This window comes from Nocardia acididurans, assembly GCF_016741815.1.
Taxonomy (GTDB): Bacteria; Actinomycetota; Actinomycetes; order Mycobacteriales; family Mycobacteriaceae; genus Nocardia; species Nocardia acididurans.
On the sequence record NZ_JAERRJ010000007.1, the window covers coordinates 381,864 to 407,461 of the forward strand.

The following is a 25,598-nucleotide window of genomic DNA, read 5'->3' on the forward strand; positions in this document are numbered from 1 at the left end:
CGCATCCGAATCATGTGGAACTGGGGATTTTGGCGTGTGCTGCCGGATAAACCTTGTCACTGAGGACAAACCAGCTGTCACAACCCTGATCTCGCGCACACAGACCGCGGCGGCCCCCGCCTGAGACGCTCGAGCCTCACAGTGCGGTGCGCAGAGAGAGACATGATGAACAGACGTGGATGGGGACGGCTGCTCGCGACCGGAATCGCGGTCGGGCTGCTGGTTACGACGGGGCAGGCCGGGTCGACCGCCGAACCGAATCGGGAGGTGCGGGTCGAGCCCGCGCCCGCGGTGACGCTGCCACCGGAATTCGACGAATTCTATTCGCCGCCCGCCGGACTGGTCGCGGACGCGGAACCCGGGGAGATCCTGCGCGCGCGGCGGATCAACCCCGCGTTCTTCGGGCTGATACAGCTGAATATCGACGCCTGGCAGCTGCTCTACCGGACCACCAATTCGTTCGGGGAGCCGATCTCGACCGTCACCACCGTGCTGGTACCCAAGGGGCCCGCACCGGAGGGCGGACGCAAGCTGCTGTCGTATCAGATCGCCGAGGACAGTGCGGCGCAGTACTGTGCGCCGTCGTATGTGATCCAGTCCGGCGCAATACCTTTCGACTATGTGAATGCCGCCGAGGTCATGATCCCCATCGCCGCGGGGATCGGGCAGGGGTGGACGGTGGCGCTGCCGGACTACGAGGGACCGAATTCGTCGTACGGCACCTCACGGCTCAATGCGCAGACGACCCTGGACGGCATCCGGGCGGCGGAGAACTTCGCGCCGGCACAGCTGTCGGGACCGGGGACGCCGACCGCGCTGTGGGGGTATTCGGGCGGAACCGTGCCGTCCTCGTTCGCGGCGGAGATCGCGCAGAATTACGCGCCCGAGCTGAACATCGTGGGCATCGCGGCGGGCGGGGTGGCGGCCGCCGATTTCCCGGCTGCCCTGCGGCACAACAACCGGGGGCTGTACACCGGGTTGGTCATGGGCGTGTTCGCGGGCGTCTCGAACGAGTATCCCGAGGTGCGGGAGCTGCTGCGCAACAGTGTCGTGGACCCGGTGACCAATCTGCTCATCGCCTCCAAGAGCCTGCTGTGCCATCCGATGGGGACCGCGCTGGTGCCGTTCTACGACTATCTGGGCGCGTTCCAGGGGGATCCGTTCGAGCATCCGGCGCTGCGGCGGTTCTTCGCCGAGAACGCGCTGGGGCAGCACACACCGTCGATGCCGGTGTACATCTATCACGCGCAGTACGACGAGATCCTGCCGAACGCGGGGGTGGATCGACTGATCGGCAAGTACTGCGCGGAGGGTGCGCCCAGTGTCGTGTACGAGCGAGAACTGGTGGCGGAGCACATTTCCGGGGTCGCCGGGCATATTCCGGGGGCGTTCACGTTCGTGCGGGATCGGCTCAACGGGGTGCCCGCGACCGCCGGGTGCACGATCACCAGTCCGGTGTTCGTGCCGGGCGAACCGCGGTTCTGGCAGGCGATGGCGGAGTTGCTGCCGACCGCCGCACAGGCGCTGATCGGTCAGGCCATCGGCGCGGGTAAGTAGCGCACGAAAAACGGTGGGGTGACGACCATGTCGTCACCCCACCCTCTGGTTCGCAGCTCTCAGAGCTTGACGATCGAGGTCAGCGGATAGCCGCCCTGCTTGTCGCGGCCGTTGAGGAAGCTCAGCTCCAGCACCACCGCTGCCGAGACCACCTCGGCGCCGGCCGCGTGGAACAGTTCCGCGGCTGCCGCGAGGGTGCCGCCGGTGGCGAGCACGTCGTCGAGCAGCAGGACCTTGCGGCCCTTCAGATCGATGCCGTCGGCGGGGATTTCCAGTGCGGCGGAACCGTATTCGAGGGTGTACTCCCGCGAGATGACCGGCGGCGGCAGCTTGCCCGCCTTGCGCACCGCCACCACGCCGGTACCCAATACCGCGGCCACGCCCGCGCCGAGCAGGAAGCCGCGCGCGTCCACGCCCGCCACCAGGTCGGCGTCGGGTGCGCAGGCGGCGAAGCAGTCCAGTACCGCGCGGAAGCCCGCAGAATCGGCGAACACCGGGGTCAGGTCGGCGAAACGCACTCCCGGGGAAGGGAAGTCGTCGTGCCAGCGGGTCAGCTCGTTGACCGCTTCGGCGGCGCGGGCGGCCCGCTCATCGGCGATCTCGGCCGACTCGACCATCTCATGCTTGCTCATCTACACCCACACTCCTCGTCAGCACGCCGTCCGGCGCAACTCACCGCTTCAGCACCCAGCGATCCATATTCCAGCCCGCACCCGCCCGGGTGGGACTGGCGATACCGTTCTCCATGCCGTCGCCGAACGCGATGGTGCGCGGGGTGGCGAACAGCGGGATGGACGGCATCTCGCTCCACAGCAGATTCTCCTGCTCGGTCAGCAGGTTCAGCACGGTGGTCGAGTTGTCCTCCGCCGCAAGCTGATCCGCGATGGCATCGTAGCGGCCGTTGCCGAAGCGGTTGAAATTCAGGCCCTGACCGGTCTTCAGCGCGGCGGTGGCGTCGGTGCCGGTGAGGGAACCGGACGGACCGGGCATGCCCGCGGTGCCGACCAGCATGGCGTCCACCTTGCCCTCGGTGAGCTGGGACGGCGCGAAATCGGGTGTGCCCGCGTCGACCACGGTGATTCCGGCGGGCTTGCACGCCTCGGCGATCATGGTGATCGTCTGCGCGCGCCGCTCGTCGGGCTTGGCGTAGCCGATCCGGATGGTCGGAGCCTGCACTCCCGACGCGCCCAGCGCCTGGGTCGCACCGGCGACATCACCGCCCTTGTACCGGTTCGCCGCCCCGGTGACCGCGTCGTAGTACAGCGAATCCTGCTGGAGGGTGCGGGAATTCAGCGGTCCGGAACCGAGACCGGACTTCGCGTCGAATTCGGGATGCCCCAGCTTGTCGAACAGCGCCTGCCGCGGCGTGCACAGCGCCAGCGCCCGGCGCGCGTCGGTATTGCTGAAGACGCCGCCGGTGCTCAGCACCAACTGCTCGACGCCCCGGCTGGGCAGCGACTCGACGGAGAATCCGCCCAGGCCCACCTCACCGAGCGAGCCCGCGCCGACATCGAGCACGCCGATGGCGTTGTCGGCGACCTTCTTCTTCAGGTCGGCGGTCCGGGGCCACACCACGATGCGCGGCGTCTTGGCCTGATCGCCCCACCACTTGTCGTTCTTCACCAGGACCAGACCGTCCTGGGCGGTGAAGGATTCGATCTTGTACGGCCCCGACGCCGGCAGCACCGACAGATCCAGCTTGCCCGGGGTCAGCGTGAAGCCGTTGTTCCAGAACTCGGCGATGCGCTCGATCGTGCCCGTGTCACCGGACTGGAGGGCATTCACCAGATTGCCGACATTCGCCTGCTTGGCCACCACATGGGCGGGCACCAGCTCGGTCGCGTTGAACAGCGTCTTCCACGGCGAATAGTGCCGGCCCGGCCGGAACACCACGGTGGCGTCCTTGGATCCGGGCTGGCAGTCGACGCGCTCGATATCGCTGTAGCCCGCGGTCGTCGCGGCGTCGAAGAGCGGAACCGGGCCGCCCGGACCGGCTTTGGTGAACCGGCCGCTGCGCGCGGCCCAGGCCAGCACCAGATCGTCACAGGAGGTGGCCACGCCATCGGAGTAGACACCGTCCGCGTTGAGCCGGTACTGGATGGTCTGGGTCTCCCCCGGCACCTCCTTGGCGGTGCCGGTATCGGTGTCGGCGACCGGCTGGCCGTCCGGACCGGTGTAGTAGAACCCGGTCAGCACCCGTGAGAACACCGCTGCCGCACCGGAACTCGCGCCGAGCGTGCTGCCGCCGTTGTAGCTGGCGATCACCGCGTCGACGCCGTAGCCGATGGACGGCACCTGATTCTTGCCCGCGCATCCGGCGACGGCGCCGGCGGCCAGCACCCCGGCCACACCGACGGCCAGGCCGCGACGCAGCATGGCGCCGCGAGCCGTCGTTCCGTCACCGTCACGCGCGCCACCCCGGCGAGGCGTCAAGATTCCACTCCCATCGAAAGATTCAGCTTCCTGCCACCTCGCCCGCGACCCCCGGCGCATGTCAGGGCCTTCTCTTGTGTCGTTTCCCGCTCGGTTTGGCGCCGGGGCGCGGGGCGCCGGCGTCGCGGGTGCGGGGACCGGAGGTCTCGCGGCCGGAGGCGGCGAAACCATTGGCCGCATAACCGGTTTCGGTGCCCGCGTCGCGGGCGGCGGACCGGGAGGCGCGCTGCCCCGCGGCCGTACCGACCCGCGAGGTGGTCGCACCCGAACGCTTGGCGAGCACCTTGCGGGTGTGCGCCGCGACCGGACCGAACCGCTCCTTGATCGACACCAGCAGCGGCACCGCGAAGAAGATCGAGGAGTACGCGCCGACGATCATGCCGACCAGCTGCACCAGCGCCAGATCCTTGAGCGTGCCGACACCGAGCATCCACACCGCGATCACCAGCATGCCGATGATCGGCAGAATGCCGATGACCGTGGTGCTGATGGAACGCATCAGGGTCTGGTTGGCCGCCAGGTTCGCCTGCTCGGCGTAGGTGCGCCGGGTGACGTGCAGGATGCCCTTGGTGTTCTCCTCCACCTTGTCGAACACGACCACGTTGTCGTAGAGCACGTAGCCGAGGATGGTGAGCAGACCGATCACGGCCGCCGGAGTCACCTCGAAACCGACCAGCGAATAGATGCCCGCGGTGACGATCAGGTTGAAGAACAGTGAGGCGATGGCCGCGAACGACATATCCCGCTCGAAGCGGATCGCGATGTACACCATGGTCAGGGCGATGAACACGACCAGCGCGATCAGGGCCTTCTGGGTGATCTGATGTCCCCAGGTCTCACTGATCTCGGCGATGCTGATGGCATTGCGCGTCGACTGGCCGTCGCTGTCCTTCGGATGGAAGGCGTCGAACATGGCGGTCTGCAGCTGATCGGACTGCGCGGTGTCCAGCGTGTCCGAGCGCACCTGGATGGTGGCCGAAGCGCCCGACCCCACCTTCTGCACCGTCACCGGCGCATGGCCGAGGGTGTCGGTGTAGACCTTCTCCACCTGCTCGACCGACACATTGTCGGCGGCCGGGATCTGGATGCGGGTGCCACCGGCGAAGTCGATGCCCAGGGTGAACCCGCGCACCGCGATGCTCAGCAGCGAGATGATGACGAACGCCGCACTCAGCGAGTAGTAGAACTTGCGGCGACTGACGATCTTGAAACCGCCTGTGCCCGTGTACAACCGCTCCAGGAAGCTGTGCTGGGGGGCGTTCGGGGCGGCGTCGACGTAGTCGATGTCGGAATCAACGACGGGATTGCTCATCGTCAGAGCTCCTTACCGGCACCGGCGCCGACAGACGCGGCGGCCTTGCGCTCACGGGCGATCTGCGAGACCACGCCGAGTCCGTTGACCGACGGCTTCGCCCAGAACGGCGACTTCGAGGCCAGCATCATCAGCGGGGCGGTCACCAGATACAGCACGATCACGTCGAGAACGGTGGTGATACCGAGGGTGAAGGCGAAGCCCTTCACCTGACCGGCGGCCAGCATGTACAGCACGGCCGAGGCGATCAGCGACACGGTCTTACCCGACAGGTTGGTGCGCTGGGCACGCTGCCAGCCGCGCGGCACCGCCGAACGGAAGCTGCGACCCTCACGCATCTCGTCCTTGATGCGTTCGAAGAACACCACGAACGAGTCGGCGGTCAGACCGATACCGATGATCAGACCGGCGATACCGGCCAGGTCGAGGGTGAAGTTCAGCCAGCGGCCCAGCAGGATGATCACGCCGTACACGGCCACACCCGCCATGAGCAGCGAGAAACCGGCCAGCAGACCCAGCATGCGGTACACGATCAGGCAGTACAGCAGCACCGCGATCAAACCGATCAGACCCGCGATGAGCGAAGCCTTGAGCGAGTACAGACCCAGTGTGGCCGAGACGGATTCGGCCTCGGAGGTGGTGAACGACAGCGGCAGCGAACCGTACTTCAGCTGATTGGCGAGCTCGGTCGCCGACGCCTTGGTGAAGCTGCCCGAGATCTCGGTATTACCCGCGAATTGGTTGCCGTCGTTGACGCGCGGCGCGCTGACCACCTTCGAGTCGAGGGTGAAGGCCAGCTGCTTGTTGAGGAACTCGTTGGTGAGTTTGCCCCAGGTCTCGGCGCCGCTGGACTTGAAGTCGATGTTGACCGTCCACTGCGGCTGGTTCTGCCGCGGCGCGACCGCCTGCGCGTCCTTGATCTCCTGGCCGTCCAGGCGGGACTTGTCGAGCAGGTAGACGTACTGGCCGTCGGTGGAGCAGGCGACCAGCGGCAGGTTCGGATCGTCGTTGCCCGCCAGCGGATCCGGCTTCGAGCAGTCCAGGGTCAGCATGGCCATCTGCTGGACGGTCGGATCGGTGGACTGCCGGGTCGCCTTGGCGTCGGCGATCTCCTGCTGGGTCTTCTGCTGGTTGGTCAGACCGGGCTTGGCGGGCTCGGTGGTGGGCGGCGTGGCCGGTTCGGTGGTCGGCGCCTCCTCCGTCGGCGGAGCCGGTTCCGTGGTCGGCGCTTCCTCCGTGGTCGGCGCCTGTGCCGGGAACACCCGATTCTGCGGCGCGGGAGCCTCACTCGTCACCGGCGCTTCGTCGGTGGCGGGACTGTCGGTGGCGGGATTGTCCGCGGCCGGCGGCGCGGCGGTGGTGGGCGCGGCCGGGGCCGTGGTGGCGGGCGCGTTCGGCTGGGGCTGTGCGGCTCCCGGCTTCTGCGCCTGAATCACGTTCAGCACCGGGCGGATATAGAGCTTGGCCGTGGTGGCGAGGGTCTTGGCCTGCGAACCACTGTCACCCGGCACGGTGATCACGAGGTTGTCGCCGTCGATCACGACCTCGGAGCCGGAGACGCCGAGCCCGTTCACACGCTGCTCGATGATGTCCTGCGCCCGGCGCAGCGCGTCCTGACTGGGCTTACCGCCGTCGGGAGTGCGCGGGGTGAGCGTGACGCGGGTGCCGCCCTGCAGGTCGATACCGAGTTTCGGGGAGTGACTCTTGTCGCCGGTGAAGAACACCAGACCGAATATCAAAGCCAGCAGCGCTGCGTAGACGCCCAGCAGGCGCCATGGATGCGCCGATCCCTGGGAAGGTGGCACGGTTCGTAATCTCCTAGGCGGGAATCGAGGTGGTCGCGGGCGCACGCCGCAGCGCCACCGGCCGCCGGATCGCGGCGGCCGATGGCGCGCGGGATGTCAGTCCTTGGTCAGCCGCGGGGCGTCACCGGCGGCATCGCCGGTGGATTCGGCCGAGGCAGCCGGGGTGGCGGGAGCCTCGGTGGTTCCGGGCACGGAATCGTCGACGGCCTCTTCCGAGATGCCGGCGGTCGAAGTCTCGGCGTCGTCGTTGCGCACCTCGCGGATCGCGGCACGCGACCAGGTGGTGACGACGTCCTCGGCGATCTCGAGATCGACGCTGGAATCATCGGTCTCGACAACGGTGCCGTACAGCCCCGACGTGGTGATGACCCGGTCGCCGACCTTCAGGTTGTCCTGCATCTCGGTCACCTTCGCCATCTCCCGCTTCTGTCGGCGAACGCCGAGGAACATGGGAATGAGCAGAGCAACCAGAAGCAGTGGCAGCAGAAGGTCCATCGTCGAAGTCAGCCCCTAGTCAGTGGTCGGTTGGGTTGTTACCCAGACAGTCTGCCAGCACAACCTAAGGCAGGGCGCGCCGACTCTCTATCTGAACCTGTCACACCTGCCACGAATCCGCTCACGGCGTAACCGGGTCCACCTCGAGCGCACCTGCCGACCACCTCGATGAGGCCGCGATCCCCGGTGATCCGGCCCCGATCCCGCTCAACAGGGGGTTGTCAGCTGCACGATGACCATCGCCGCCGCGAAGGTGAGGAAAGCGCCTCCCGCGGCTGCGGCCAGCCGCGGTCGACCCGATCCAATTCCCCTGCGCACGAATCGTTTCGACGCGACGGCGGGATCGGCGGCCCCGGTTCGCCGGGCGCGAACCCGGCGGCGGATGAACGCTGTCAGCGCCACGAGAGCAGTCATGACCAGCATGCGTCAACCCCGCTTCAGCCGGCCGTGGCGGTGCGGGCGCCGGAGGCCGCGCTGCGCGCGTGTCCGCGCGGGCGGCCCGGGTCGGTGACCACACCGAAGTCGATGAGGCCGGCGGCGGTGTCGAAGAGCGTGTCCTCGACCGGGCGCATGGTCCAGCCTAGGTCGCGGCGGGCCTTGTCGGAGCTGACGTGTTCCTCGTGGCCGAGGAAGCGGGCGGCGGTCCGGGCGGTGGGGTCGAAGCGGGCGCCGAGGCGGACCAGGACATCGGGCAGGACGCGGGTGGGGACGCGGTAGCGGGTGGCCAGGATGCGGGCCATGTCAGGGAGGGGGAGGAATTCACCGGCGACGATGTAGCGGTTACCGGCCGCGGCGGGCGTCTCCAGGGCGAGGCGGTGGGCGGTGGCGACATCGCGGACGTCGACGGGGCAGAAGCCGATGCGCGGAACCGCGGGGATCTCGCGGGCCATCAGGGCTCGGATCGCGTCGACGGAGGTGCCGACGCCGGCGCGCTGCACGGGGCCGAGGATCATGCCCGGATTGATCACGGCCAGTTCGGTTTCCGGGTGTTCGGCGGCGAAGTCCCAGGCGGCGCGTTCGGCGAGGGTCTTGCTCTTGGGGTAGGGGTCGCAGGCGTCGAGGACCGACCAGTCGTCCTCGGTGCAGCGGTGGTCGTGGCCCATGCGCACGGCGGCGATGGAGGAGGTGAGCACGACGCGTTCCACTCCCCCGGCGGCGGCCGCACGCAGGACGCGCAGCGTGCCGTCCACGGCGGGGCGCACGAGTTCGTCCTCGCGCTTCGGCTCGGCGGCGGGGAAGGGCGAGGCGGCGTGCACGACATAGCGGCAGCCCGCGACGGCCTCGGCCCACCCGGCGTCGGAGGAGAGGTCCGCCTCGACCAGTTCCACGCCGGTGAGGTGTGCGGTGGCGGCGGTTTTCGCGAGCGAGCGCACGGTGCCGCGCACCTCGTACCCGCGCTCGCGGAGGTCGGTGACGATATGGCCGGCGAGGTAACCCGAAACACCGGTCACGAGAACACGATTCGACATGCTTGCCACTCCGATCTAATCACTGTTTAGAATCTGAACAATGTATAGATTCACCGGGCACCCGCTGTCAACCCCTTACGCTCTTCGCATGCCGCCGACGAAGGACCGCTACCACCACGGGGCGCTACGCGAAGAACTGCTGCGCGCCTCCCTGCACCTCATCGAGACCGAGGGGCTGGCGGCGGTGAGCCTGCGCAAGGTGGCGCGCGCGGCGGGGGTCAGTCCAGGGGCGCCCTACCATCACTTCGCCGATCGGTCGGCCCTGCTGGCGGCGCTGAGCAGTCGCGGGTTCGAGCTGCTGCGGGACAGATTGGCGGCAGCCTGCACCTCGGCGGACACCATCATGGGGACGATGATCGCCATGGCTGACGCGTATGTCCGGTTCGCCCGGGAGCAGCCCGCCTACTTCCGGCTCATGTTCCGACCGGAACTCTCCCAGCCGGAGAAGAATCCGGAAACCGAGCACGCGGGCGACGCCGCCTTCGCCGTGCTGGAAGATGCTGTCGCCGAGGCGATTCACGCCGGCGCACTACCCGCCGCCGAGGCCGACACCTTGATCATGGCCTGGTGGGCGATGGCGCACGGGCTCGCTTCCCTGGAGATCGACGGGAAGCTGGTGAAACGCGCCGGCGAGATGGGCACAACGGCCGACGCCTTGGCCGAACGCATCACCCGCCTGTTCGCGGGACTCATCGAAACCGCGCAGCACACGCGCTCCCTGGAATAGCGGAGTTTGCCTGTGCACCGAAAAGTGCTGGGTCGACCGAAAGACACTGGGCCGACCGAAAGACACAGCCGCGGACCCGCGACAAACATGTGGCCGCCCGCTGCCGGCCCCGAAAACACTGTAGGGCGGTACCGGCTCTTTCGAACCGGTACCGCCCCTGCCGACCGTCTCTCCGGGCGAGCCTCGATCAGGCCGTGCGGCCGTAGCTGTAGTCGTCGAGCGGGAAGCTCACGGCGTGCCGGTGCGTGGTGAGGGTGCTGTTCGGGCGTAGCAGCGCCGCCTCACCGTGCTGGTTGAAGTAGTAGCTGCGGGCGGTGCCGCAGTCGCCGTCGTAGAACACCGAGGAGCCGAGCTTGTCGGTGACGGTGTCCAGGAAGCGCTGGTTGGCGTCCTCGGTGACCTCGAAGGTCTGCTCGCCGCGGCGCAGCATCTCACCGAAGAGGCGGCCGATGTGCTTCATCTGCGCCTCGATGGTGGTGAAGTAGGACAGGCCGCTGTAGGAGTACGGGCTGTTGAGGCTCAGGAAGTTCGGGAACTTCGGCACGGTGATGCCCTCGTAGGCCTGGAAGCGGTTGTCGCGCCAGAACTTTCCGAGGTTCACGCCGTCGCGGCCGATGATCTCGATGGCCGGGAAGTTGACGTCCCACAGGTTGAAGCCGGTGGCCAGCACCAGGGTGTCGATCTCGGTCTTGTGGCCGTCGGTGGTGACGATGCCGTCGGGCTCGATGTGGTCGATGGAGTTGGTCTCCAGGCGCACATGCGGCTCGTTGAAGATCTTGAAGTACTTGTTGGAGAAGGTGGGCCGCTTGCAGCCGAAATCGTAGTCCGGCGTCATGGCCTTGCGCGTCTTCTTGTCGCGCAACTGGCTGAACATATGCGCCTTGGCCAGCACGCCCGCGCCCTTGTTGAGCAGCTTGGCTTCCTTGAAGTGCAGCACGCCGACAACCATGAGCGCCTCGAGCATGGTGGTGTTCACCAGGCGGGCGGCCTTCTGGGTGGCGGGCACGCGCTGGAACAGCTTCTGCACGGCCGGCGGGATCTCGAAGTCGACCTTGGGCACCACCCAGATGGCGGTGCGCTGGAAGACGGTGAGTTCGTCGACCTTCTCGGCCAGTTCGGGGGCCAGCTGCACGCCGGTCGCGCCGGTGCCGATGAGCGCGGCCTTGCGGCCGGTCAGGTCGTAGCTGTCGTCCCAGTCCGTGGAGTGGATGATCTTGCCCTGGAAGGTCTCGATACCGGGGAACGGCGGCGTGTAGGGCTGCGACAGGAAGCCGGTGGCGGTGAAAATGTAGCGGGCGGTGAGGGATTCACCGTTCTCGATGGCGACGACCCACTGCTGGTTCTCCTCGTCCCAGCGGGCCCCGCCCACCACGGTGTCGAAGCGCATGCGCCGGCGCAGGTCGTACTTGTCGGCCACGTGCTCGGCGTACTTCTTGAGCTCCGCGCCCGGCGCGAACAGCCGCGACCAGTTCGGGTTGGGCTCGAAGGAGTACGAGTAGGTGACCGAGGCGATGTCCACCGCCAGGCCCGGGTAGTGGTTGACATGCCAGGTGCCGCCGAGATCGTCCTCGCGCTCGAGGATCAGATAGTTGCTCAGACCGAGCCGATCGAGCTCGATGCCCGCGCCCATTCCCCCGAATCCAGCACCGACCACGATGGCGTCGTACTGAGGTGCCACAGCGAACCTCCCTGCAGAATGTGAATCCCTTATCACGGAATGACATCTCATTCCGTTTGTGATCACCGTATCATCGGGGCTGTGACGAAGCCATCCTCGAGAATCGAACGACGCAAGGCAGAACTCCGCCAGGAGATCATCGACACCGCATTCGTGTGCTTCGCCGAGAAGGGCTATCACGCCACCGGGATCGCCGATATCGCCGCCGAGCTGGGCATCGGGCACGGCACCTTCTACCGGTACTTCGCCAACAAGCGCGAGATCATCGACCATGTCATCGACGATGTGGCCGCCCGCATCATCGAGACGCTCGGCACCGAGAACGCACCCGACGCCGCCGACTCGCTCGAGGAGTACCGCGAGCAGACCGAGCGCATCGGGCGCGCGCTCACCCGGATCCTGCTCGAGGACCGCCGCGTGGCGCAGCTGCTGCTGTTCCAGGCCACCGGCATCGACGCGGAACTGACCACCCGGCTGTACGGGCTCATGGACACCGCCGACGCTCTGACCGCCGGATATCTCGAGCACGGCGTGGAACACGGTTACCTGCGTGCCGATCTGGATACCCGCAATACCGCACGCGCGGTGACGGGCATGATCCTCGCCGCCATCCTGCACGGGCTGCGCGATCCCGACGAGATGGAGACCGGCGACCTCACCCAGGCGATCCGGCGGCTGCTCGTGGACGGCATCCGCAAGGACTGAGCGGGCCGACCGGTCAGTGCGTATCAGGCAGGGGCGGCAGCGATTCGGACATGAGCCGATTGGCACAATGACCCGCGTGACCCCCGAAGACGTACGCCGCAAACACTTCGGCAGAGCACCGTTCGGGCACCACGGCTACCACCCCGCCCAGGTGGACGCCTTCTGCGCGCGCATCGCCGACACCATGCTCGGCCTCGACCACCTCACCGCCGCCGATATCCGGCAGATGCACTTCGACGGTGCGCCGCGCGGCAATCGCGGGTACGACCCGGAACAGGTGGACGACTTCCTCGACCACGTGTGCATCGAACTGGAATTCCTGCGGCTGGGGCGGTCTCGCGTGCCCGCCGGGCGGTTCGAGGACACGCTGACCCACGACGATGTGCTGCGCATCCGGTTCTCCGCGCCGCCGAACGGGCTATCCGGGTACCGGGCCGAGGAGGTGGGTGCGTTCCTGGACCGGCTCGCCGCGACGCTGGCGCACCGCACACCGAACGGGCTCACCGCGGACGATGTGCGGCACATGGCTTTTCACACCGCGACGGACGGCGCGCCCGCCTACCATCGCGCCGAGGTGGACGCGTTTCTCGATCTGGTGGCGCAGCAGCTCGAGAAGATGCACTGAGCTCGAGAAGATGCACTGAGGGCTGCCCTATCTCGTTCGATCCCAGGAGGTTCCGATGGTGCTGACTCCGGAAGAGGTCGTCGTCGGACTGTTCGAGCGCACCGCCGCCACGGTGCCCGCCTATCGCACCTTCCTCGCCGAGCACGGTATCGACCCCGCCACGATCGGCTCCGCCGCAGATTTCAGCAAGCTGCCGCTGGTGGACAAGCCGGGGTATCTGCGCCGGTATCCGCTGCCCGAGCTGTGCCGGGACGGGCGGATCGCGGACATGATCGCCATGTCCTCAGGATCGACCGGGGAGCCCACGCCGTGGCCGCGATCGATGGGCGATGAGCAAAGGACCACAGCGCGTTTCGAGCAGGTGTTCCGGGATGGTTTCCAGGCTGCGGAGCGGAGGACGCTGGCCGTGGTGTGCTTCGCACTGGGCACCTGGGTGGGCGGGCTGTACACGCTGGGCTGTGTGCGTGAGCTCGCCGCGCGCGGGTATCCGGTGACGACGGTCGCGCCCGGCAACAACAAGGCCGAGATTCTGCGCGTACTGCCCACTCTCGCACCGCATTTCGATCAGGTGGTGCTGCTCGGCTATCCGCCGTTCCTCAAGGATGTGATCGACTCCGGGCACGCCGAGGGCGTGCCGTGGGTGGACTACCGCATCAAATTGGTCACCGCCGGTGAGGTTTTCAGCGAGGAGTGGCGCACGCTGGTGGCGCAGCGCGCGCACTGCGATCCGCGCACCGATATCGCGTCGCTGTACGGCACCGCCGATGCGGGCGTGCTCGCCAACGAGACTCCACTGTCCGTGGAGATCCGGCGGCTGCTGGCCGCGCGGCCGGAGATCGCCCGCGAGCTCTTCGGCGAATCCCGCCTGCCGACTCTCGTGCAGTACGACCCGTATCACCGCTTCTTCGAAGCGGTCGACGGCACCCTGGTGGTCTCGGCCGACGGCGGAATTCCGTTGGTGCGCTATCACATTGCCGATGAAGGCGGGCTGATCCCGCATCATCGGATGCTCGACTTCCTGCACGCGCACGGCCTGCACCCGCGGACCGAGGGACCGGAGCAGCCCTTCGTCTATGTCTTCGGGCGCAGCCATTTCACGGTGTCGTTCTACGGCGCGAACATCTATCCGGAGAACATCACCGTCGGTCTGGAACGACCCGGCGTCGCGGAACATATCACCGGCAAGTTCGTGCTGGAGGTCGTATCCGACGGCGACGAGGACCGCCACCTGCAGATCAGCGTCGAACTCGCCCCCGGCACAGTCGCTTTCACCGGCCTCGCCACCCGCGTCGCCGACTCCGTGCACGCCGAACTGCTCCGCCTCAACAGCGAGTTCGCACACTATGTGCCCGCGCGCCGCCAGCGGCCCCGGGTGCTGCTGCACCCGCACGGGGATCCGGAGTATTTTCCGCCTGGCGTCAAACACCGGTACACCCGGGCGCCCAGGTAGCTTGGAGATCGCCCCGGATCTCGGCCGACGCTGGAGGAACCATGTGGGACCCGCAGCAATACCTCGTCTTCGACGATCACCGCGCCCGCCCGTACTTCGAGCTGCTGGCGCGGGTCGATGCGAAGAAACCGCGACGGGTGGTCGATCTCGGGTGCGGGCCGGGCAACCTCACGGTTCATCTGCCGCAGCGGTGGCCGGGCGCGGTGATCGAGGCGCTGGATTCCTCACCGGAAATGGTCGCCGCCGCGCGCTCGCGGGGGCTGTCGGCCGGACTCACCGATGTGCGGGAGTGGCGGCCCGCGCCGGACACCGATGTGGTCGTGTGCAATGCGGTACTGCAATGGGTGCCGGGCCATGCGGAGCTGCTGCCCGGATGGGTGCGCGCGCTACCCGCTGGGGCATGGCTGGCCTTCCAGGTGCCGGGGAATTTCGACGCACCCTCGCACCGGGCGATCCGCGAGCTGGCGCACCGGGACGGCTGGCGCGACAAGCTGCGCGACAGCGGGATTCTGGAGCCGCGCGATGTGCTCGACCCCGAGGGGTACGCGCGGGTGCTCACCGCGTCCGGATGTGCGGTGGACGCTTGGGAGACAACGTATCTGCAGGCGCTGAACGGGGATGATCCCGTGTTGGAGTGGGTGACGGGGACCGCGCTGACACCGGTGCGCACCGCGCTGGACGAGCAGGAATGGCAGCGGTTCCGCGCGGAGCTCGCCCCGCTCCTGCGTACCGCCTACCCGCGGCAACCAGACGGGACGACCTGGCTGCCGTTCCGGCGCATCTTCGTGGTCGCGCACAAGTAGCCGCCGTGGCTCACGAGCCCCGCCACCGGATCAACTGTTCACGCGGGTTCTAGTACTCGGTATCAGCGAGGCGCTCGAGCAGTTCCGACCATTCGCTCACAATGCTTTCGGTCATGGCGCGGAAGCGTTCTGCCTCGGCGGGTGTCGTGGTCACGTGAACCATGAGCTCGACACTGCCCGGATGTACCGCCATCAGATCAGCGATGCGGGTGCGGGCCTCGGCTTCGGCCTGCTCCATGGACTGGGCTCGAACGGTACAGCTGAGTTCACCGGGCAGCCCGGTGGCCACCAATGTCCACACCTCCGAATCGTTTTCGGGTGGTGTCGCGGTGGCGAAGAACAAGCGGTCGCGCACTTGCCGGGACGTCGACGACTGAACAGGACGGTCGGGGAGCCAGTGGGTGCGGTGCATGCGCAGACCCTAGCCGCACCGACCGACAACCGGCGAACCCGTCACGGCCGTGTCCGCGACACGGACCGCACAGAACGCCCTGGTCGGTCGTCCACGAGAACCGCACCGCCGCTGGCGGTTTCGCGATACCCGGTACCCGCATCCGCCGGTCCCGGCGGATGCTCGAGGCGTGGCAGGTTGTCAGGCGTTGCGGGCGCGGAAGGCGGCGCTCTTGGAGCGGTTGCCGCAGACGGTCATATCGCACCAGCGGCGGGAGCCGGCGCGGGAGGTGTCGAGGTAGAGGCGGGTGCACCCGTCGCGGCCGCATTCTTTGATCCGCGCGGCGGTGGTGCCGAGCAGTTCGATTGTGGTGCGGGCGATTTCGGCCAGGGCCTGCTCCGCTGTCCCGGCGCGGCGGATGGTGCCGTCAGGGCGGAGGTCGATATCGGGCAGCGAGACCCGCGCGAATCGGTTGACCGCGCGCCGGGCAACGTCGGCGGTCGTGCTGTCCTGCCGCAGGTTCGGGGGCGGCAGCATCGCTCCGTCCTGCCGCACGTCGAACCGGCTCAGGGTCAGGTGGTAGGTGGCTTCGCGGAGGGTTTTGGCCTGCTCGAGCGTGTCGGCGTCCACAGCGGGGGCGCGGTCCAGCAGCCCTGCAGCTACGAACCAGTCACTCAGGTCGGCCGGGGTTGTCAGGGTGTCGGCGAAGTCCGTGCGGCGGGCCTTCACCGTGCCGATGAAGTCCAGAGTGAGGTTGCCGCTGACGAAGGTGAACACGGAGCCATCGTAACCCCCTTGACAGGTTATTCAAGGGAATGCGACGGTGGTAACCAGTTGAGGCGGTTACTGAGGAGGGTCTCGTGGAGAATCGGTTGCTGGAGGTGGCGGGTCCGCCCGCACTGATCTTCATGTGGAGCAGCGCGTTCATCGCGGGAATCATCGGGGTGGGTGCGGCTCCGCCGATGCTGGTGCTGTTCGCGCGATTCGGGATCGCGGGGGTGTTGTTGATCCTGCTGGCCGTGCTGACCCGGGCGGCGTGGCCACGGGGGCGGATGCTCGGGCACGCCGTCGTCGCCGGGCTGCTCATGCAGATGGTGCAGTTCGGGGCGTTCTACACCGCGATGGGCGAGCATGTCTCCGCGGCGGTGATCTCGCTGGTGCAGGGGTTGAGCCCGGTGGTGATCGCGGTATTCGCGGGCGCGCTCGGCGAACGGGTGACGCGGCGGCAGTGGCTCGGCTTCGGAATCGGCGGTGTGGGAGTCGGTTTGGCGGTGGTGGATCAGTCCACGTTCTCGGTCAGCGGGTTGATCCTGTGCGTGGTGGGGTTGGCCGGGCTGTCCCTGGGCACGATCTATCAGAAGCGGTTCACGCCGGGCATCGATCCCCGGACGGGGACGGCCGTCCACGTGGCCGTGAGCGCACCGTTCGCGGGCCTGATCGCCTTGCTGGGCAATGATTTCCACGTCGCCGACGCCGGGCACTTCGCCGGATCCCTGGCCTGGATCGTGCTGGTGAACTCGATGGCGGCGTTCCTGCTGCTCAACACCATGCTGCGGTACTGGGACACCACGCGGGTCGGCCGATACTTCTTCGCCATCCCCGCCGTGACCGCGGCCATGGCCTGGCTGGTGATCGGTGAACCGTTGCCGCCGTTGACCATTGCCGGACTCGCCGTCGGGCTGCTCGGGCTGGTGCTGGCCTCGCGCACTCAGTCGAGCGACAGCAGCCGGGCCGCGTTGTCGTACAACCACTTCCGGGCGACCTCGGGCGAGAGCGGCAGCTCCCGCATCTCCCCCACCAGCTCCGAGGCGGGCCGGTTGATGAGGAAAGCGCCGGTGCCGTAGAGGATCTTGTCGGCGATCGTGGACCGCCCGAAACGCATGAGCGGCTCCCAGCCCGCGCCCGCCGCGGTGAAGTAGCGCGGGCGGTGGGCCGCCAGTTCGAGGTACACGTTCGGATGCTTCCACGCCGTCAGGCACGCCTCCAGCACCCACGGATATCCGGCGTGACTCATGATGAGCGTCAGTTCCGGGTAGCGGCAGGCGATTTCGTCGATGTGGCGGGGGTGGCCGAGGTCGGAGGGCCGGGTGCTGGTCCAGTTGTGCGAGCAGTGCACGCTCACCGGCACCCCGAGTTCGGCGCAGGCCGCGAGAAACGGCTGACAGACCGGGTCGGTGAGCGGACGCCCGATCATGAAGGGCCGCAGCGAAAGTCCCCGGAATCCCCGCTCGGTGATCCAGTGCTCGAACTCCTTCAACGCTCCGTCGGCCAGGACATCCGCGCCCGCGAACGGTATGAACCGATCCGGATACCGGGCCGCCAGTTCGGCCACCACCTCATTGGAGACGAAGGTCTTGCCGCAGGTGGACTTCTCGTCGAATCCGGTGATGAGCGACCAGCGGATCCGCGCGGCGTCGAGATCGGCCAGAATCTCGTCGTCCTCGCGCGTCAGAGCCGGGGCGGCCTGGGCGTACTGCTCCGCGGTGACCCGCATCTTGCTGAAAACGGCCAGATACGAGAGCAATTCGTCGGGCAGATTCGCCCCGACGTGCCGCATGATCCCCCGCGACGGCACGATCGGCGCCCACATGTCGATGACCGGCAGATCCTGGATTCCGTTGTCCGGCTCCATGATCCTCACGGTACTCCGGCCGCCGCCCGGAAGGTACGCCGATAACTGCCCGGGGAGACGCCGATGGCCTCGTGCAGATGCTGCCGCAGGGACGCGCCGGTGGCGAAGCCGACCTCGCTCGCGATGCGGTCGATCGGCATATCGGTGGCCTCGAGCAGCTCCCGGGCCCGGAACACCCGCTGCTGAATGAGCCAGCGCCCCGGGCTCATTCCGACTTCATCGCGGAAGCGGCGGGCGAAGGTGCGGCCGCTCATGCGCGCCTGCGCCGCGAGATCGGCCATGGACACCGGCAGGTGCAGGTTCTCCAGGGCCCACTGCCGGGCGGCGGCGGTGCCCGCGGAGGCCGGCGGCGGCACGGGCTGCTCGATGAACTGCGCCTGCCCGCCCTCCCGCCAGGGCGGGACCACACAGCATCGGGCGACCGAATTGGCCACCTCGCTGCCGTGATCGCGGCGAATCAGATGCAGGCACAGGTCGACTCCGGCGGCTGCGCCCGCCGAGGTCAGGATGTCGCCGTCGTCGACATACAGCACATCCGGATCGAGCCGGATACGCGGGAATCTGCGCCGGAATTCCGCGGTGAAGTTCCAGTGCGTGGTGGCGGGCCGGTCGTCGAGCAGCCCGGCCGCCGCCATCACGATCGCCCCCGTGCAGATGGACACCACGCGCGCTCCCGGCCGAATCCGGGTGAGCGCGTCGGAAATCTCCGGCGGCAGACCGTGATCCAGGATCGACCACACCTCGCATGGCGGGATCACAACAGTATCCGCGGATTCCAGCGCACTGCTGTCGTGGGCGACCGCGATATCGAAGTCGGAGCTGCTGCGCACGGGACGGCCGTCCGGGGAACACGTGACGATCTCGTAGCGCCCACCGGCGGTGCCGAAAACCCGGTTGGGGATGCCGAGCTCGAATGGATACACCCCATCGAGGGCCAGGACCACCACGCGATGAGGTCGCGCACCGTCCGCCTCGGCGCTCGGCGGTCCGGCGACCGGACCGTCCCACGACAGACCGGTCGCTCCTTCGTTCGAGACACTGCCACCCTCCGCGCGCATGGCATGATCCTATCGAATATTGGCTATCCTGCCATTTTCCGGGCGCGGTTCAGGCGGCAATCTGGTCGGCATGAGCCAGAACAACATCACGATTCCGGAGACCATGCGGGCCATCGACCAGGACGTTCTCGGTGGCCCGGAGGTGCTGCACGAGGTCGAGCAGCCCGTGCCGACCCCCGGCCCGAGCGAGATCCTGGTACGGGTCCGCGCCACCGCCCTCAACCCCACCGACTGGAAGCACCGCGCCCTGGCGGGCATGTTCCTCCCCGCGCCGCCGTTCGTGCTGGGCTGGGATGTCTCCGGTGAGGTCGCGGCCGTCGGCCCGGGGGTCACCCTGTTCCACCCCGGCGACGAGGTCTTCGGCATGCTCCCCTACCCGCACGGCCACGGCGCGGCCGCCGAATATGTCACCGGTCCCGCCCGCGCCTTCGCCCGCAAACCGGACAACCTCGATCACGTTCGAGCCGCCGCCATCCCCCTGGCTGCTCTCACCGCCTGGCAGGCCCTGGTCGACACCGCGAATGTGCAAGCGGGCCAACGGGTTCTGATCCACGCGGCCGCCGGCGGCGTCGACCACTTCGCGGTACAGATCGCCAGAGCACGCGGCGCACACGTCATCGGCACCGCGAGCCCGGCCAACCACGACTTCCTCCGCCGCCTCGGCGTCGACGAAGTGATCGACTATCGCACAACCGATTTCACCGAAGCGGTACGCGACGCCGATGTGATCCTGGACCCCATCGACGAAGCCCACGCCCTGCGTTCCCTGCGCTCGCCCCGGAGGCATCCTCGTCTCCATCCGCGCGTTCGGCTCCGATCAGCTCACCAAGGAGGCCGACCGACTCGGCGTGCGCTTCGCGGGCCTGCTCGTCGAGGCCGACCACGCAGGGATGACCGCCCTCGCCGACCTCGCCGAATCCGGCGCCCTCCACCCCGAGATCGCCGCGACCTTCCCACTGTCCGAGGCCGCGAAGGGTCACGCCCTCGGCGATACCAACCGCACCGCAGGCAAGATCGTCCTGACAGTCGACTGATCGACCGCGGGCGGGTCGCAGCCGAGTGGGATGCGGTTCGACCGCCTCACCGACCTACAGCTCCTGAGCCTGTTGCCGCGATGTCGTCCAGCCGACCTCCGTCATTCCGGCATGTATTTGGCCGGAATCTCAGTCGCCATCGTTCGCGCATTCCAGGAATACGCCACCTCCCTTCCCCCGCAGGGAGGGCACACCGTTTTACTCGAAAAGGTCCAGGGTGGGGTGGTTTTCGCGGGCGCGGACCTCGATGGAACCGAAGACCAGGTCGGGGGGTGGGACCAGGCCGAGGTGTTCCCAGGCGGCGGCGGTGGCTACACGGCCGCGGGGGGTGCGGGCCACCAGGCCTGCTCGGACCAGGAAGGGTTCGCAGACTTCTTCGACGGTGGCCGCTTCCTCGCCGACTGCCACGGCCAGGGTCGAAACTCCTACGGGGCCACCGTTGAAGCTGCGGATAAGGGCGGAGAGCACAGCTCGGTCGAGGCGGTCGAGGCCGAGGACGTCCACGTCGTAGACGGCCAGCGCGGCGTGGGCGATTTCAGGGGTGACCAGGCCGTCGGCCTTCACCTCGGCGTAGTCGCGGACGCGGCGCAGCAGGCGGTTGGCGATGCGGGGCGTGCCACGGGAGCGGCCCGCGATCTCCCAGGCGGCGTCGGATTCCAGGCGGACACCCAGGATTCGGGCCGAGCGCTGCAGGATCAGTTGCAGCTCATCGGGTTCGTAGAAATCCATGTGGCCGGTGAAGCCGAAGCGGTCGCGCAGGGGGCCGGTGAGCGCGCCGGAGCGGGTGGTCGCGCCGACCAGGGTGAAGGGGGCGATGTCGAGGGGGATCGAGGTCGCGCCGGGGCCTTTACCGACCACGACGTCTACGCGGAAGTCCTCCATGGCGAGGTAGAGCATTTCCTCGGCGGGGCGGGCCATGCGGTGGATCTCGTCGATGAACAGGACATCGCCTTCGACCAGGTTGCTGAGCATGGCGGCCAGGTCGCCGGCGCGTTCCAGGGCGGGGCCCGAGGTCAGGCGCAGGGCGGTGCCGAGTTCACCGGCGATGATCATGGCCATCGAGGTTTTGCCGAGTCCGGGCGGGCCGGACAGCAGCACGTGATCCGGTGTGCCACCACGCAATTTGGCTCCGCGCAGGACGAGGGCGAGCTGTTCGCGCACGCGCGGCTGGCCGATGAAATCCTCCAGGGATTTCGGCCGCAGGCTGGCTTCGATCTCGCCCTCGGATTGCAGCAGGCTCGCGGTGACGGCGGATTCGGCGGGATCGAACTCGCCGGGACCGTATCCCTCGGGGTTCACCCGCGCGGGATCGAATTCGGCCGCGCCGTCCGCTTCGGGATCGAATTCGGCTGCGCCGTGTTCGGCTGGGTCGTCTTTCATGATCAGCGCCGACCTATCGGTTCTTGCCCAGCAGTGCCAGTGCGGCGCGCAGCGCCTGGCTGGTGTTGGCGTCGGGGTCGTTGACGAGGACCACGTCGACCGCGCCCTCGGCCTGGCGGGCCTGGAAGCCGAGGCCGATGAGCGCGTCCACCACCTGATCGCGAATGGGGGTGACCATGGGCGCGGGGCCGGATCCGGGCGGACCCGATTGCACCGGAACCAGATTCACCTTGTCGCGCAGTTCCACGCACATGCGTTCGGCGCCGCGCTTGCCGACACCGGGGACGCGCGTCAGCGCCGCCACATTGCTTTCGGCGAGGGCTTTGCGCAGGGCTTCGGGTTCCAGTACGGCGAGTACGGCCATGGCCAGTTTCGGGCCGACGCCGGAGACGGTCTGCAAGAGCCCGAACAGGTCTCGGGCTTCGGTGTCGGCGAAGCCGAACAGCGTCTGCGAGTCCTCGCGCACGATCATGGTCGTGTAGAGCCGGGATTCCTCGCCGCGGGTGAGGGTGGCCAGCGTCGCGGGTGTGGCATTGAGCCGGTAGCCGACTCCGGCGGCCTCCAGCACCGCATGGTCGAGTCCGATCTCGAGCACTTCACCGCGTATCGACGCGATCACCGGGGTACCGCCTTCCGTTGCTGGGCAAGCCTTTCCTCGTACAGGCGCCGTTGCGCCGCGGCCATCGCCTCCGCTTTCGCCATGCGGTCGAGCATGGGCGCGCGCCAGCAGTGGCAGATGGCCAGTGCGAGCGCGTCGGCGGCGTCGGCGGGTTTCGGTGCGACGGCGAGCCCGAGGATACGCGTCACCATGGTGGTCACTTGCGCCTTGTCGGCGGAACCGTTTCCGGTGACGGCGGCTTTCACTTGACTGGGGGTGTGGAAGTGCACGGGGATGCCGCGCCGCGCCGCCGCGAGGGCGATGACGCCGCCCGCCTGCGCGGTGGCCATGGCCGTGCGCACATTGTGCTGTGAGAAGACGCGTTCGATGGCGACGACCTCGGGTTTGTGGGTGTCCATCCAGAGTTCGGCGGCGTCGGAGACGCGAAGCAGCCGTTCGGCGAGATCCATATCGGGCGGGGTGCGGACCACATCGACCTGGATCGCGGTGACCTGCCGGCCCACCCCGCCCTCGACCATGCTCAGGCCGCACCGGGTCAGCCCGGGGTCGACGCCCATGACCCGCACCACAACCCCTCTCGCCATACGCGAACAACTGTTCGAGAGCCTACCGGACACGACTACACGATTACACGACCGCCGCCCGACCGGCGCGGCGCGGATCCGCGGGCGGCGACTGCGGCTAAATCCCTTGGGCGAGGAAGGCTTGCAGCGCGTCTTCACTGAACAGGACGAATCGCACTTGTTGGACAGCGGTTTCGGTGGTGCGCGCGATCTCGACCGCGATCCGCGCGCCGTCATCCATCGGCCAGCCGAAGATTCCGGTGGAGATGGCCGGGAACGCGATCGTGCGCGCGCCCAATTCATCTGCCACGCGCAGGGATTCGCGATAGCAGGAAGCCAGCAGCTCCGAACGGTCCTCGGCCGCCGACCATACCGGCCCCACGGTGTGAATCACCCAGCGCGCGGGCAGATTTCCGGCGGTGGTGGCCACGGCCTGCCCGGTCTTCAACCCTTTGCCGTACTGCGAAGCGCGTAGCTTGCGGCATTCGGCGAGAATCTCCGGCCCACCCTTGCGGTGAATCGCGCCGTCCACTCCCCCGCCGCCGAGCAGCGACGAATTGGCGGCGTTCACCACCGCGTCCACCGCCTGCTCGGTGATGTCCCCACGGACCGCGATCAGTTCAGCCATGACCTGGATCCTGCCACTGTTTGCGTCCCCGTCCGCCGGGTAGTTCGGCGACAGGCCCGGTGAGGCGGGCAGCGCGACCTGCGATGTCTCTCGCCGGATCGAGGAAAGGCGATGAGGAGATGGCCACTTTCAATCCCAGCACCACTCGCCGGTGGACTCCGGTGCAGCTGGCCTCGGCCGCGGTCGGGGCAGTATTCCTGCTGGTGGGCGTGCTCGGCTTCATTCCGGGCATCACCACCGACTACGACATGCTCGAATTCGCCGGGCACGAATCGCATGCGAAGCTGCTGGGCGTCTTCCAGGTTTCGGTGCTGCACAACCTCGTTCACGTCGTCTTCGGTCTCGCCGGCCTGGCCGCGAGCAGGACGATTTCGGCCGCGCGCGGATTCCTGATCGGCGGCGGCGTCATCTATCTGATCCTGTGGATCTTCGGCCTGGTGATCGACAAGACCGATGACATCAACTTCGTGCCGCTCAATACCGCCGACGACTGGCTGCACTTCGTGCTCGGCGTGGGCATGATCGCGCTGGGCGTACTGCTGCCCAGGCTCCGGACCGCCAATACGACGCTGCGCTGACACCCAGCCGGTAGAAAGAGAACAGCCGCCCGTAGACATACGGGCGGCTGTTTCGTCGATCGGCAGCTCAGGCGTCGAGCTCGGCGAGCACCTCACTGGAGATGTCGATATTGGTGTAGACATTCTGCACGTCGTCACTGTCCTCGAGCGCGTCCACGAGCTTGAACACCTTGCGCGCCAGGTCGGCGTCGGCGGCCACGGAAACCGAAGGCATGAAGCCGGATTCGGCCGAGTCGTAGTCGATGCCGGCGCCCTGCAGGGCGGTGCGCACCCCGATCAGGTCGGTGGGCTCGGAGATGATCTCGAACTGGTCGCCCAGGTCGTTGATCTCCTCGGCGCCGGCGTCGAGCACGATCTCCAGGAGGTCGTCCTCGCTGCGGCCGTTCTTGTCGAGGGTGATGATGCCCTTGCGCGAGAACAGGTACGACACCGAGCCGACGTCGGCCATATTGCCGCCGTTGCGGGTCATGGCGACGCGGACCTCACCGGCGGCGCGGTTGCGGTTGTCGGTGAGGCATTCGATCAGCACGGCAACACCATTGGGGCCGTAGCCCTCGTACATGATGGTCTGCCAGTCGGCGCCGCCGGCCTCTTCGCCACCGCCGCGCTTGCGGGCGCGCTCGATGTTGTCGTTGGGGACCGAGTTCTTCTTCGCCTTCTGAATGGCATCCCAGAGTGTCGGGTTGCCGTCCGGGTCACCACCGCCGGTCCGCGCCGCCACCTCGATGTTCTTGATCAGCTTCGCGAAGAGCTTGCCGCGCTTGGCGTCGAGGGCAGCCTTCTTGTGCTTGGTGGTGGCCCATTTGGAGTGGCCGCTCATTCCCTACTTCCTCGGTTCAGGGGGCTCGACGGTTCCGGAGAATCGCGCGCCCGCGGACGGACAGCGGGCCCCAGTCTACTGCGACGTGTGATTCACATTTCAGACACCGGCGCGCGGGCGCACCACGGTGTCCACGAACAGTTTGTGTACGCGCAGGTCACCGGTCACCTCGGGGTGGAAGGAGGTGGCCATGACATTGCCCTGTCGCACCGCGACGATGCGACAGGCCGCCGGGCCGGAGGGGACGCGGGCGAGCACCTCCACGCCCTCCCCCGCCCGTTCCACCCAGGGGGCGCGGATGAACACGGCGTGCACCGGTCCGTCCTCGAGGCCGGCGAAATCGAGGGTTGTCTCGAAAGAATCCACCTGGCGGCCGAAAGCATTGCGGCGCACGGTCATATCGATGCCGTGCAGGGGCTGCATATCCGGGCGGGTGTCGAGGACCTCGGAGGCGAGCAGGATCATGCCCGCGCAGGAACCGTAGGCGGGCAGGCCGTCGCGCAGGCGCTGCTTCACGGGCTCGAGCAGATCGAAGACCTCGAGCAGTTTGGAGATCGCGGTGGATTCGCCGCCGGGGATGACGAGGCCGTCGACGGCTGCCAGTTCGGATTCCCGGCGCACGGGGACCGCCTGCGCGCCCGAAGCCGTCAGCGCGTGCACGTGTTCGCGCACGTCACCCTGTAATGCCAGCACACCAATCGTCGGAGTCACACTGGTGATCCTACGATTCGGGGCAGGTGTGGCCCTGCTCACCCACGGCGTCAAGATTGCATCAGGACGTGTGACCGGGTGCGGGACGCGGGCCGACACTCGTCCCTTGTGACCGAAGTTCTTCC

General features: G+C 67.8%; 25 protein-coding genes and 2 pseudogenes. 10 read left to right on the forward strand and 17 right to left on the reverse strand.

The genetic code is table 11. The annotated features are described in order from the left end of the window. Positions 1-165: 165 nt before the first annotated feature. Positions 166-1,557 (forward strand): lipase family protein, encoded by a 1,392-nt coding sequence (locus JK358_RS20210; RefSeq protein ID WP_201949269.1) that lies wholly within the window; start codon positions 166-168, stop codon positions 1,555-1,557. 59 nt (positions 1,558-1,616) lie between these two features. Here the strand turns inward: JK358_RS20210 and JK358_RS20215 are convergent, their stop codons facing one another. The 6 genes from JK358_RS20215 to JK358_RS20240 form a co-directional block, all read right to left on the reverse strand. After that, positions 1,617-2,156: an adenine phosphoribosyltransferase gene (locus JK358_RS20215; protein WP_201949430.1), complete on the reverse strand. Its 540-nt coding sequence runs from the start codon at positions 2,154-2,156 to the stop codon at positions 1,617-1,619. 73 nt (positions 2,157-2,229) lie between these two features. Further along, complete coding sequence (locus tag JK358_RS20220; RefSeq protein WP_201949431.1) at positions 2,230-3,933, reverse strand: ABC transporter substrate-binding protein; 1,704 nt, start codon at positions 3,931-3,933, stop codon at positions 2,230-2,232. Positions 3,934-4,051: 118 nt separating this feature from the next. After that, on the reverse strand, positions 4,052-5,302 hold the full coding sequence (secF, locus tag JK358_RS20225; protein ID WP_201949270.1) for a protein translocase subunit SecF: 1,251 nt from the start codon (positions 5,300-5,302) through the stop codon (positions 4,052-4,054). A gap of 2 nt (positions 5,303-5,304) precedes the next feature. After that, positions 5,305-7,107 (reverse strand): protein translocase subunit SecD, encoded by a 1,803-nt coding sequence (gene secD, locus JK358_RS20230; protein ID WP_201949271.1) that lies wholly within the window; start codon positions 7,105-7,107, stop codon positions 5,305-5,307. 96 nt (positions 7,108-7,203) lie between these two features. Continuing rightward, entirely contained in the window at positions 7,204-7,602 is a 399-nt protein-coding gene (gene yajC, locus JK358_RS20235; protein ID WP_201949272.1) for a preprotein translocase subunit YajC, read from the reverse strand. Positions 7,603-8,039: 437 nt separating this feature from the next. Beyond that, positions 8,040-9,071 (reverse strand): NAD-dependent epimerase/dehydratase family protein, encoded by a 1,032-nt coding sequence (locus JK358_RS20240; protein ID WP_201949273.1) that lies wholly within the window; start codon positions 9,069-9,071, stop codon positions 8,040-8,042. Between the two features lie 88 nt (positions 9,072-9,159). On the opposite strand from JK358_RS20240, the gene JK358_RS20245 reads away from it, so the two are divergent. Beyond that, positions 9,160-9,798, forward strand: coding sequence for a TetR/AcrR family transcriptional regulator (locus JK358_RS20245; RefSeq protein WP_201949274.1), 639 nt, complete (start codon positions 9,160-9,162; stop codon positions 9,796-9,798). 187 nt (positions 9,799-9,985) lie between these two features. Here JK358_RS20245 and JK358_RS20250 read toward each other — a convergent pair whose 3' ends face one another. Beyond that, the gene (locus JK358_RS20250; protein WP_201949275.1) at positions 9,986-11,476 is read right to left on the reverse strand and encodes a flavin-containing monooxygenase; all 1,491 of its coding nucleotides are present in this window, start codon (positions 11,474-11,476) and stop codon (positions 9,986-9,988) included. Between the two features lie 39 nt (positions 11,477-11,515). Here JK358_RS20250 and JK358_RS20255 point away from each other — a divergent pair, with 39 nt between their 5' ends. The 4 genes from JK358_RS20255 (at position 11,516) to JK358_RS20270 (ending at position 15,059) form a co-directional block, all read left to right on the forward strand. Further along, the gene (locus JK358_RS20255) at positions 11,516-12,181 is read left to right on the forward strand and encodes a TetR/AcrR family transcriptional regulator (RefSeq protein WP_201949276.1); all 666 of its coding nucleotides are present in this window, start codon (positions 11,516-11,518) and stop codon (positions 12,179-12,181) included. Positions 12,182-12,248: 67 nt separating this feature from the next. Further along, positions 12,249-12,806, forward strand: a complete 558-nt coding sequence (locus tag JK358_RS20260; RefSeq protein ID WP_201949277.1) for a DivIVA domain-containing protein — start codon at positions 12,249-12,251, stop codon at positions 12,804-12,806. A 55-nt stretch (positions 12,807-12,861) separates the two neighbouring features. Beyond that, positions 12,862-14,256, forward strand: a complete 1,395-nt coding sequence (locus JK358_RS20265; RefSeq protein ID WP_201949278.1) for a phenylacetate--CoA ligase family protein — start codon at positions 12,862-12,864, stop codon at positions 14,254-14,256. Between the two features lie 41 nt (positions 14,257-14,297). Beyond that, positions 14,298-15,059 carry a trans-aconitate 2-methyltransferase gene (locus JK358_RS20270; RefSeq protein WP_201949279.1) on the forward strand — a complete coding sequence of 254 codons (762 nt, stop codon included), beginning with the start codon at positions 14,298-14,300 and terminating at the stop codon, positions 15,057-15,059. Positions 15,060-15,108: 49 nt separating this feature from the next. Here the strand turns inward: JK358_RS20270 and JK358_RS20275 are convergent, their stop codons facing one another. Both JK358_RS20275 and JK358_RS20280 read right to left on the reverse strand, forming a co-directional pair. Continuing rightward, positions 15,109-15,471, reverse strand: a complete 363-nt coding sequence (locus JK358_RS20275) for a hypothetical protein (protein WP_201949280.1) — start codon at positions 15,469-15,471, stop codon at positions 15,109-15,111. A 180-nt stretch (positions 15,472-15,651) separates the two neighbouring features. Continuing rightward, a complete protein-coding gene (locus tag JK358_RS20280; protein WP_201949281.1) occupies positions 15,652-16,227 on the reverse strand; it encodes a CGNR zinc finger domain-containing protein in 576 nt (191 codons plus the stop codon). A 131-nt stretch (positions 16,228-16,358) separates the two neighbouring features. On the opposite strand from JK358_RS20280, the pseudogene JK358_RS20285 reads away from it, so the two are divergent. Next, positions 16,359-17,141: pseudogene (locus JK358_RS20285) on the forward strand (DMT family transporter); the annotation flags it as partial. Between the two features lie 17 nt (positions 17,142-17,158). Here the strand turns inward: JK358_RS20285 and JK358_RS20290 are convergent. Together JK358_RS20290 and JK358_RS20295 are read right to left on the reverse strand one after the other, a co-directional pair. Next, positions 17,159-18,082 carry an amidohydrolase family protein gene (locus JK358_RS20290; RefSeq protein ID WP_201949282.1) on the reverse strand — a complete coding sequence of 308 codons (924 nt, stop codon included), beginning with the start codon at positions 18,080-18,082 and terminating at the stop codon, positions 17,159-17,161. A gap of 5 nt (positions 18,083-18,087) precedes the next feature. Next, positions 18,088-19,140 (reverse strand): GlxA family transcriptional regulator, encoded by a 1,053-nt coding sequence (locus JK358_RS20295; RefSeq protein WP_201949283.1) that lies wholly within the window; start codon positions 19,138-19,140, stop codon positions 18,088-18,090. 103 nt (positions 19,141-19,243) lie between these two features. Here JK358_RS20295 and JK358_RS40400 point away from each other — a divergent pair. Next, a pseudogene (locus tag JK358_RS40400) lies at positions 19,244-19,801 on the forward strand (NADP-dependent oxidoreductase); the annotation flags it as partial. Between the two features lie 136 nt (positions 19,802-19,937). Further along, positions 19,938-20,174, forward strand: coding sequence for a zinc-binding dehydrogenase (locus JK358_RS40405; protein WP_307817649.1), 237 nt, complete (start codon positions 19,938-19,940; stop codon positions 20,172-20,174). 198 nt (positions 20,175-20,372) lie between these two features. Here the strand turns inward: JK358_RS40405 and ruvB are convergent, their stop codons facing one another. The 4 genes from ruvB to JK358_RS20320 all read right to left on the reverse strand — a co-directional run bounded on the left by ruvB (position 20,373) and on the right by JK358_RS20320 (position 23,364). Then, positions 20,373-21,473: a Holliday junction branch migration DNA helicase RuvB gene (gene ruvB, locus JK358_RS20305; RefSeq protein WP_201949432.1), complete on the reverse strand. Its 1,101-nt coding sequence runs from the start codon at positions 21,471-21,473 to the stop codon at positions 20,373-20,375. 94 nt (positions 21,474-21,567) lie between these two features. After that, positions 21,568-22,173 carry a Holliday junction branch migration protein RuvA gene (gene ruvA, locus JK358_RS20310; RefSeq protein WP_201949284.1) on the reverse strand — a complete coding sequence of 202 codons (606 nt, stop codon included), beginning with the start codon at positions 22,171-22,173 and terminating at the stop codon, positions 21,568-21,570. Further along, a complete protein-coding gene (ruvC, locus tag JK358_RS20315; RefSeq protein WP_201949433.1) occupies positions 22,170-22,739 on the reverse strand; it encodes a crossover junction endodeoxyribonuclease RuvC in 570 nt (189 codons plus the stop codon). Before ruvC ends, ruvA begins: the two co-directional genes overlap by 4 nt. 115 nt (positions 22,740-22,854) lie before the next feature. After that, entirely contained in the window at positions 22,855-23,364 is a 510-nt protein-coding gene (locus tag JK358_RS20320) for an O-acetyl-ADP-ribose deacetylase (protein WP_201949285.1), read from the reverse strand. A gap of 119 nt (positions 23,365-23,483) precedes the next feature. On the opposite strand from JK358_RS20320, the gene JK358_RS20325 reads away from it, so the two are divergent. Continuing rightward, positions 23,484-23,942: a DUF4383 domain-containing protein gene (locus tag JK358_RS20325; RefSeq protein ID WP_201949286.1), complete on the forward strand. Its 459-nt coding sequence runs from the start codon at positions 23,484-23,486 to the stop codon at positions 23,940-23,942. A gap of 67 nt (positions 23,943-24,009) precedes the next feature. Here the strand turns inward: JK358_RS20325 and JK358_RS20330 are convergent, their stop codons facing one another. Together JK358_RS20330 and pdxT are read right to left on the reverse strand one after the other, a co-directional pair. After that, a complete protein-coding gene (locus tag JK358_RS20330) occupies positions 24,010-24,762 on the reverse strand; it encodes a YebC/PmpR family DNA-binding transcriptional regulator (protein ID WP_201949287.1) in 753 nt (250 codons plus the stop codon). 99 nt (positions 24,763-24,861) lie between these two features. Then, on the reverse strand, positions 24,862-25,473 hold the full coding sequence (pdxT, locus tag JK358_RS20335) for a pyridoxal 5'-phosphate synthase glutaminase subunit PdxT (protein WP_201949288.1): 612 nt from the start codon (positions 25,471-25,473) through the stop codon (positions 24,862-24,864). Positions 25,474-25,598: the final 125 nt, after the last annotated feature.

What these genes read in the sequence shown, in the direction of transcription:
- JK358_RS20210 (WP_201949269.1), top strand. Translation starts at nt 166, where the DNA reads ATGAACAGACGTGGATGGGGACGGCTGCTCGCGACCGGAATCGCGGTC.
- JK358_RS20220 (WP_201949431.1), bottom strand. Translation starts at nt 3,933, where the DNA reads ATGCTGCGTCGCGGCCTGGCCGTCGGTGTGGCCGGGGTGCTGGCCGCC.
- secF (WP_201949270.1), bottom strand. Translation starts at nt 5,302, where the DNA reads ATGAGCAATCCCGTCGTTGATTCCGACATCGACTACGTCGACGCCGCC.
- yajC (WP_201949272.1), bottom strand. Translation starts at nt 7,602, where the DNA reads ATGGACCTTCTGCTGCCACTGCTTCTGGTTGCTCTGCTCATTCCCATG.
- JK358_RS20240 (WP_201949273.1), bottom strand. Translation starts at nt 9,071, where the DNA reads ATGTCGAATCGTGTTCTCGTGACCGGTGTTTCGGGTTACCTCGCCGGC.
- JK358_RS20245 (WP_201949274.1), top strand. Translation starts at nt 9,160, where the DNA reads ATGCCGCCGACGAAGGACCGCTACCACCACGGGGCGCTACGCGAAGAA.
- JK358_RS20255 (WP_201949276.1), top strand. Translation starts at nt 11,516, where the DNA reads ATGACATCTCATTCCGTTTGTGATCACCGTATCATCGGGGCTGTGACG.
- JK358_RS20260 (WP_201949277.1), top strand. Translation starts at nt 12,249, where the DNA reads ATGACCCGCGTGACCCCCGAAGACGTACGCCGCAAACACTTCGGCAGA.
- JK358_RS20265 (WP_201949278.1), top strand. Translation starts at nt 12,862, where the DNA reads ATGGTGCTGACTCCGGAAGAGGTCGTCGTCGGACTGTTCGAGCGCACC.
- JK358_RS20270 (WP_201949279.1), top strand. Translation starts at nt 14,298, where the DNA reads ATGTGGGACCCGCAGCAATACCTCGTCTTCGACGATCACCGCGCCCGC.
- JK358_RS20275 (WP_201949280.1), bottom strand. Translation starts at nt 15,471, where the DNA reads ATGCACCGCACCCACTGGCTCCCCGACCGTCCTGTTCAGTCGTCGACG.
- JK358_RS20290 (WP_201949282.1), bottom strand. Translation starts at nt 18,082, where the DNA reads ATGGAGCCGGACAACGGAATCCAGGATCTGCCGGTCATCGACATGTGG.
- JK358_RS20295 (WP_201949283.1), bottom strand. Translation starts at nt 19,140, where the DNA reads ATGCGCGCGGAGGGTGGCAGTGTCTCGAACGAAGGAGCGACCGGTCTG.
- JK358_RS20320 (WP_201949285.1), bottom strand. Translation starts at nt 23,364, where the DNA reads ATGGCTGAACTGATCGCGGTCCGTGGGGACATCACCGAGCAGGCGGTG.
- JK358_RS20325 (WP_201949286.1), top strand. Translation starts at nt 23,484, where the DNA reads ATGGCCACTTTCAATCCCAGCACCACTCGCCGGTGGACTCCGGTGCAG.
- JK358_RS20330 (WP_201949287.1), bottom strand. Translation starts at nt 24,762, where the DNA reads ATGAGCGGCCACTCCAAATGGGCCACCACCAAGCACAAGAAGGCTGCC.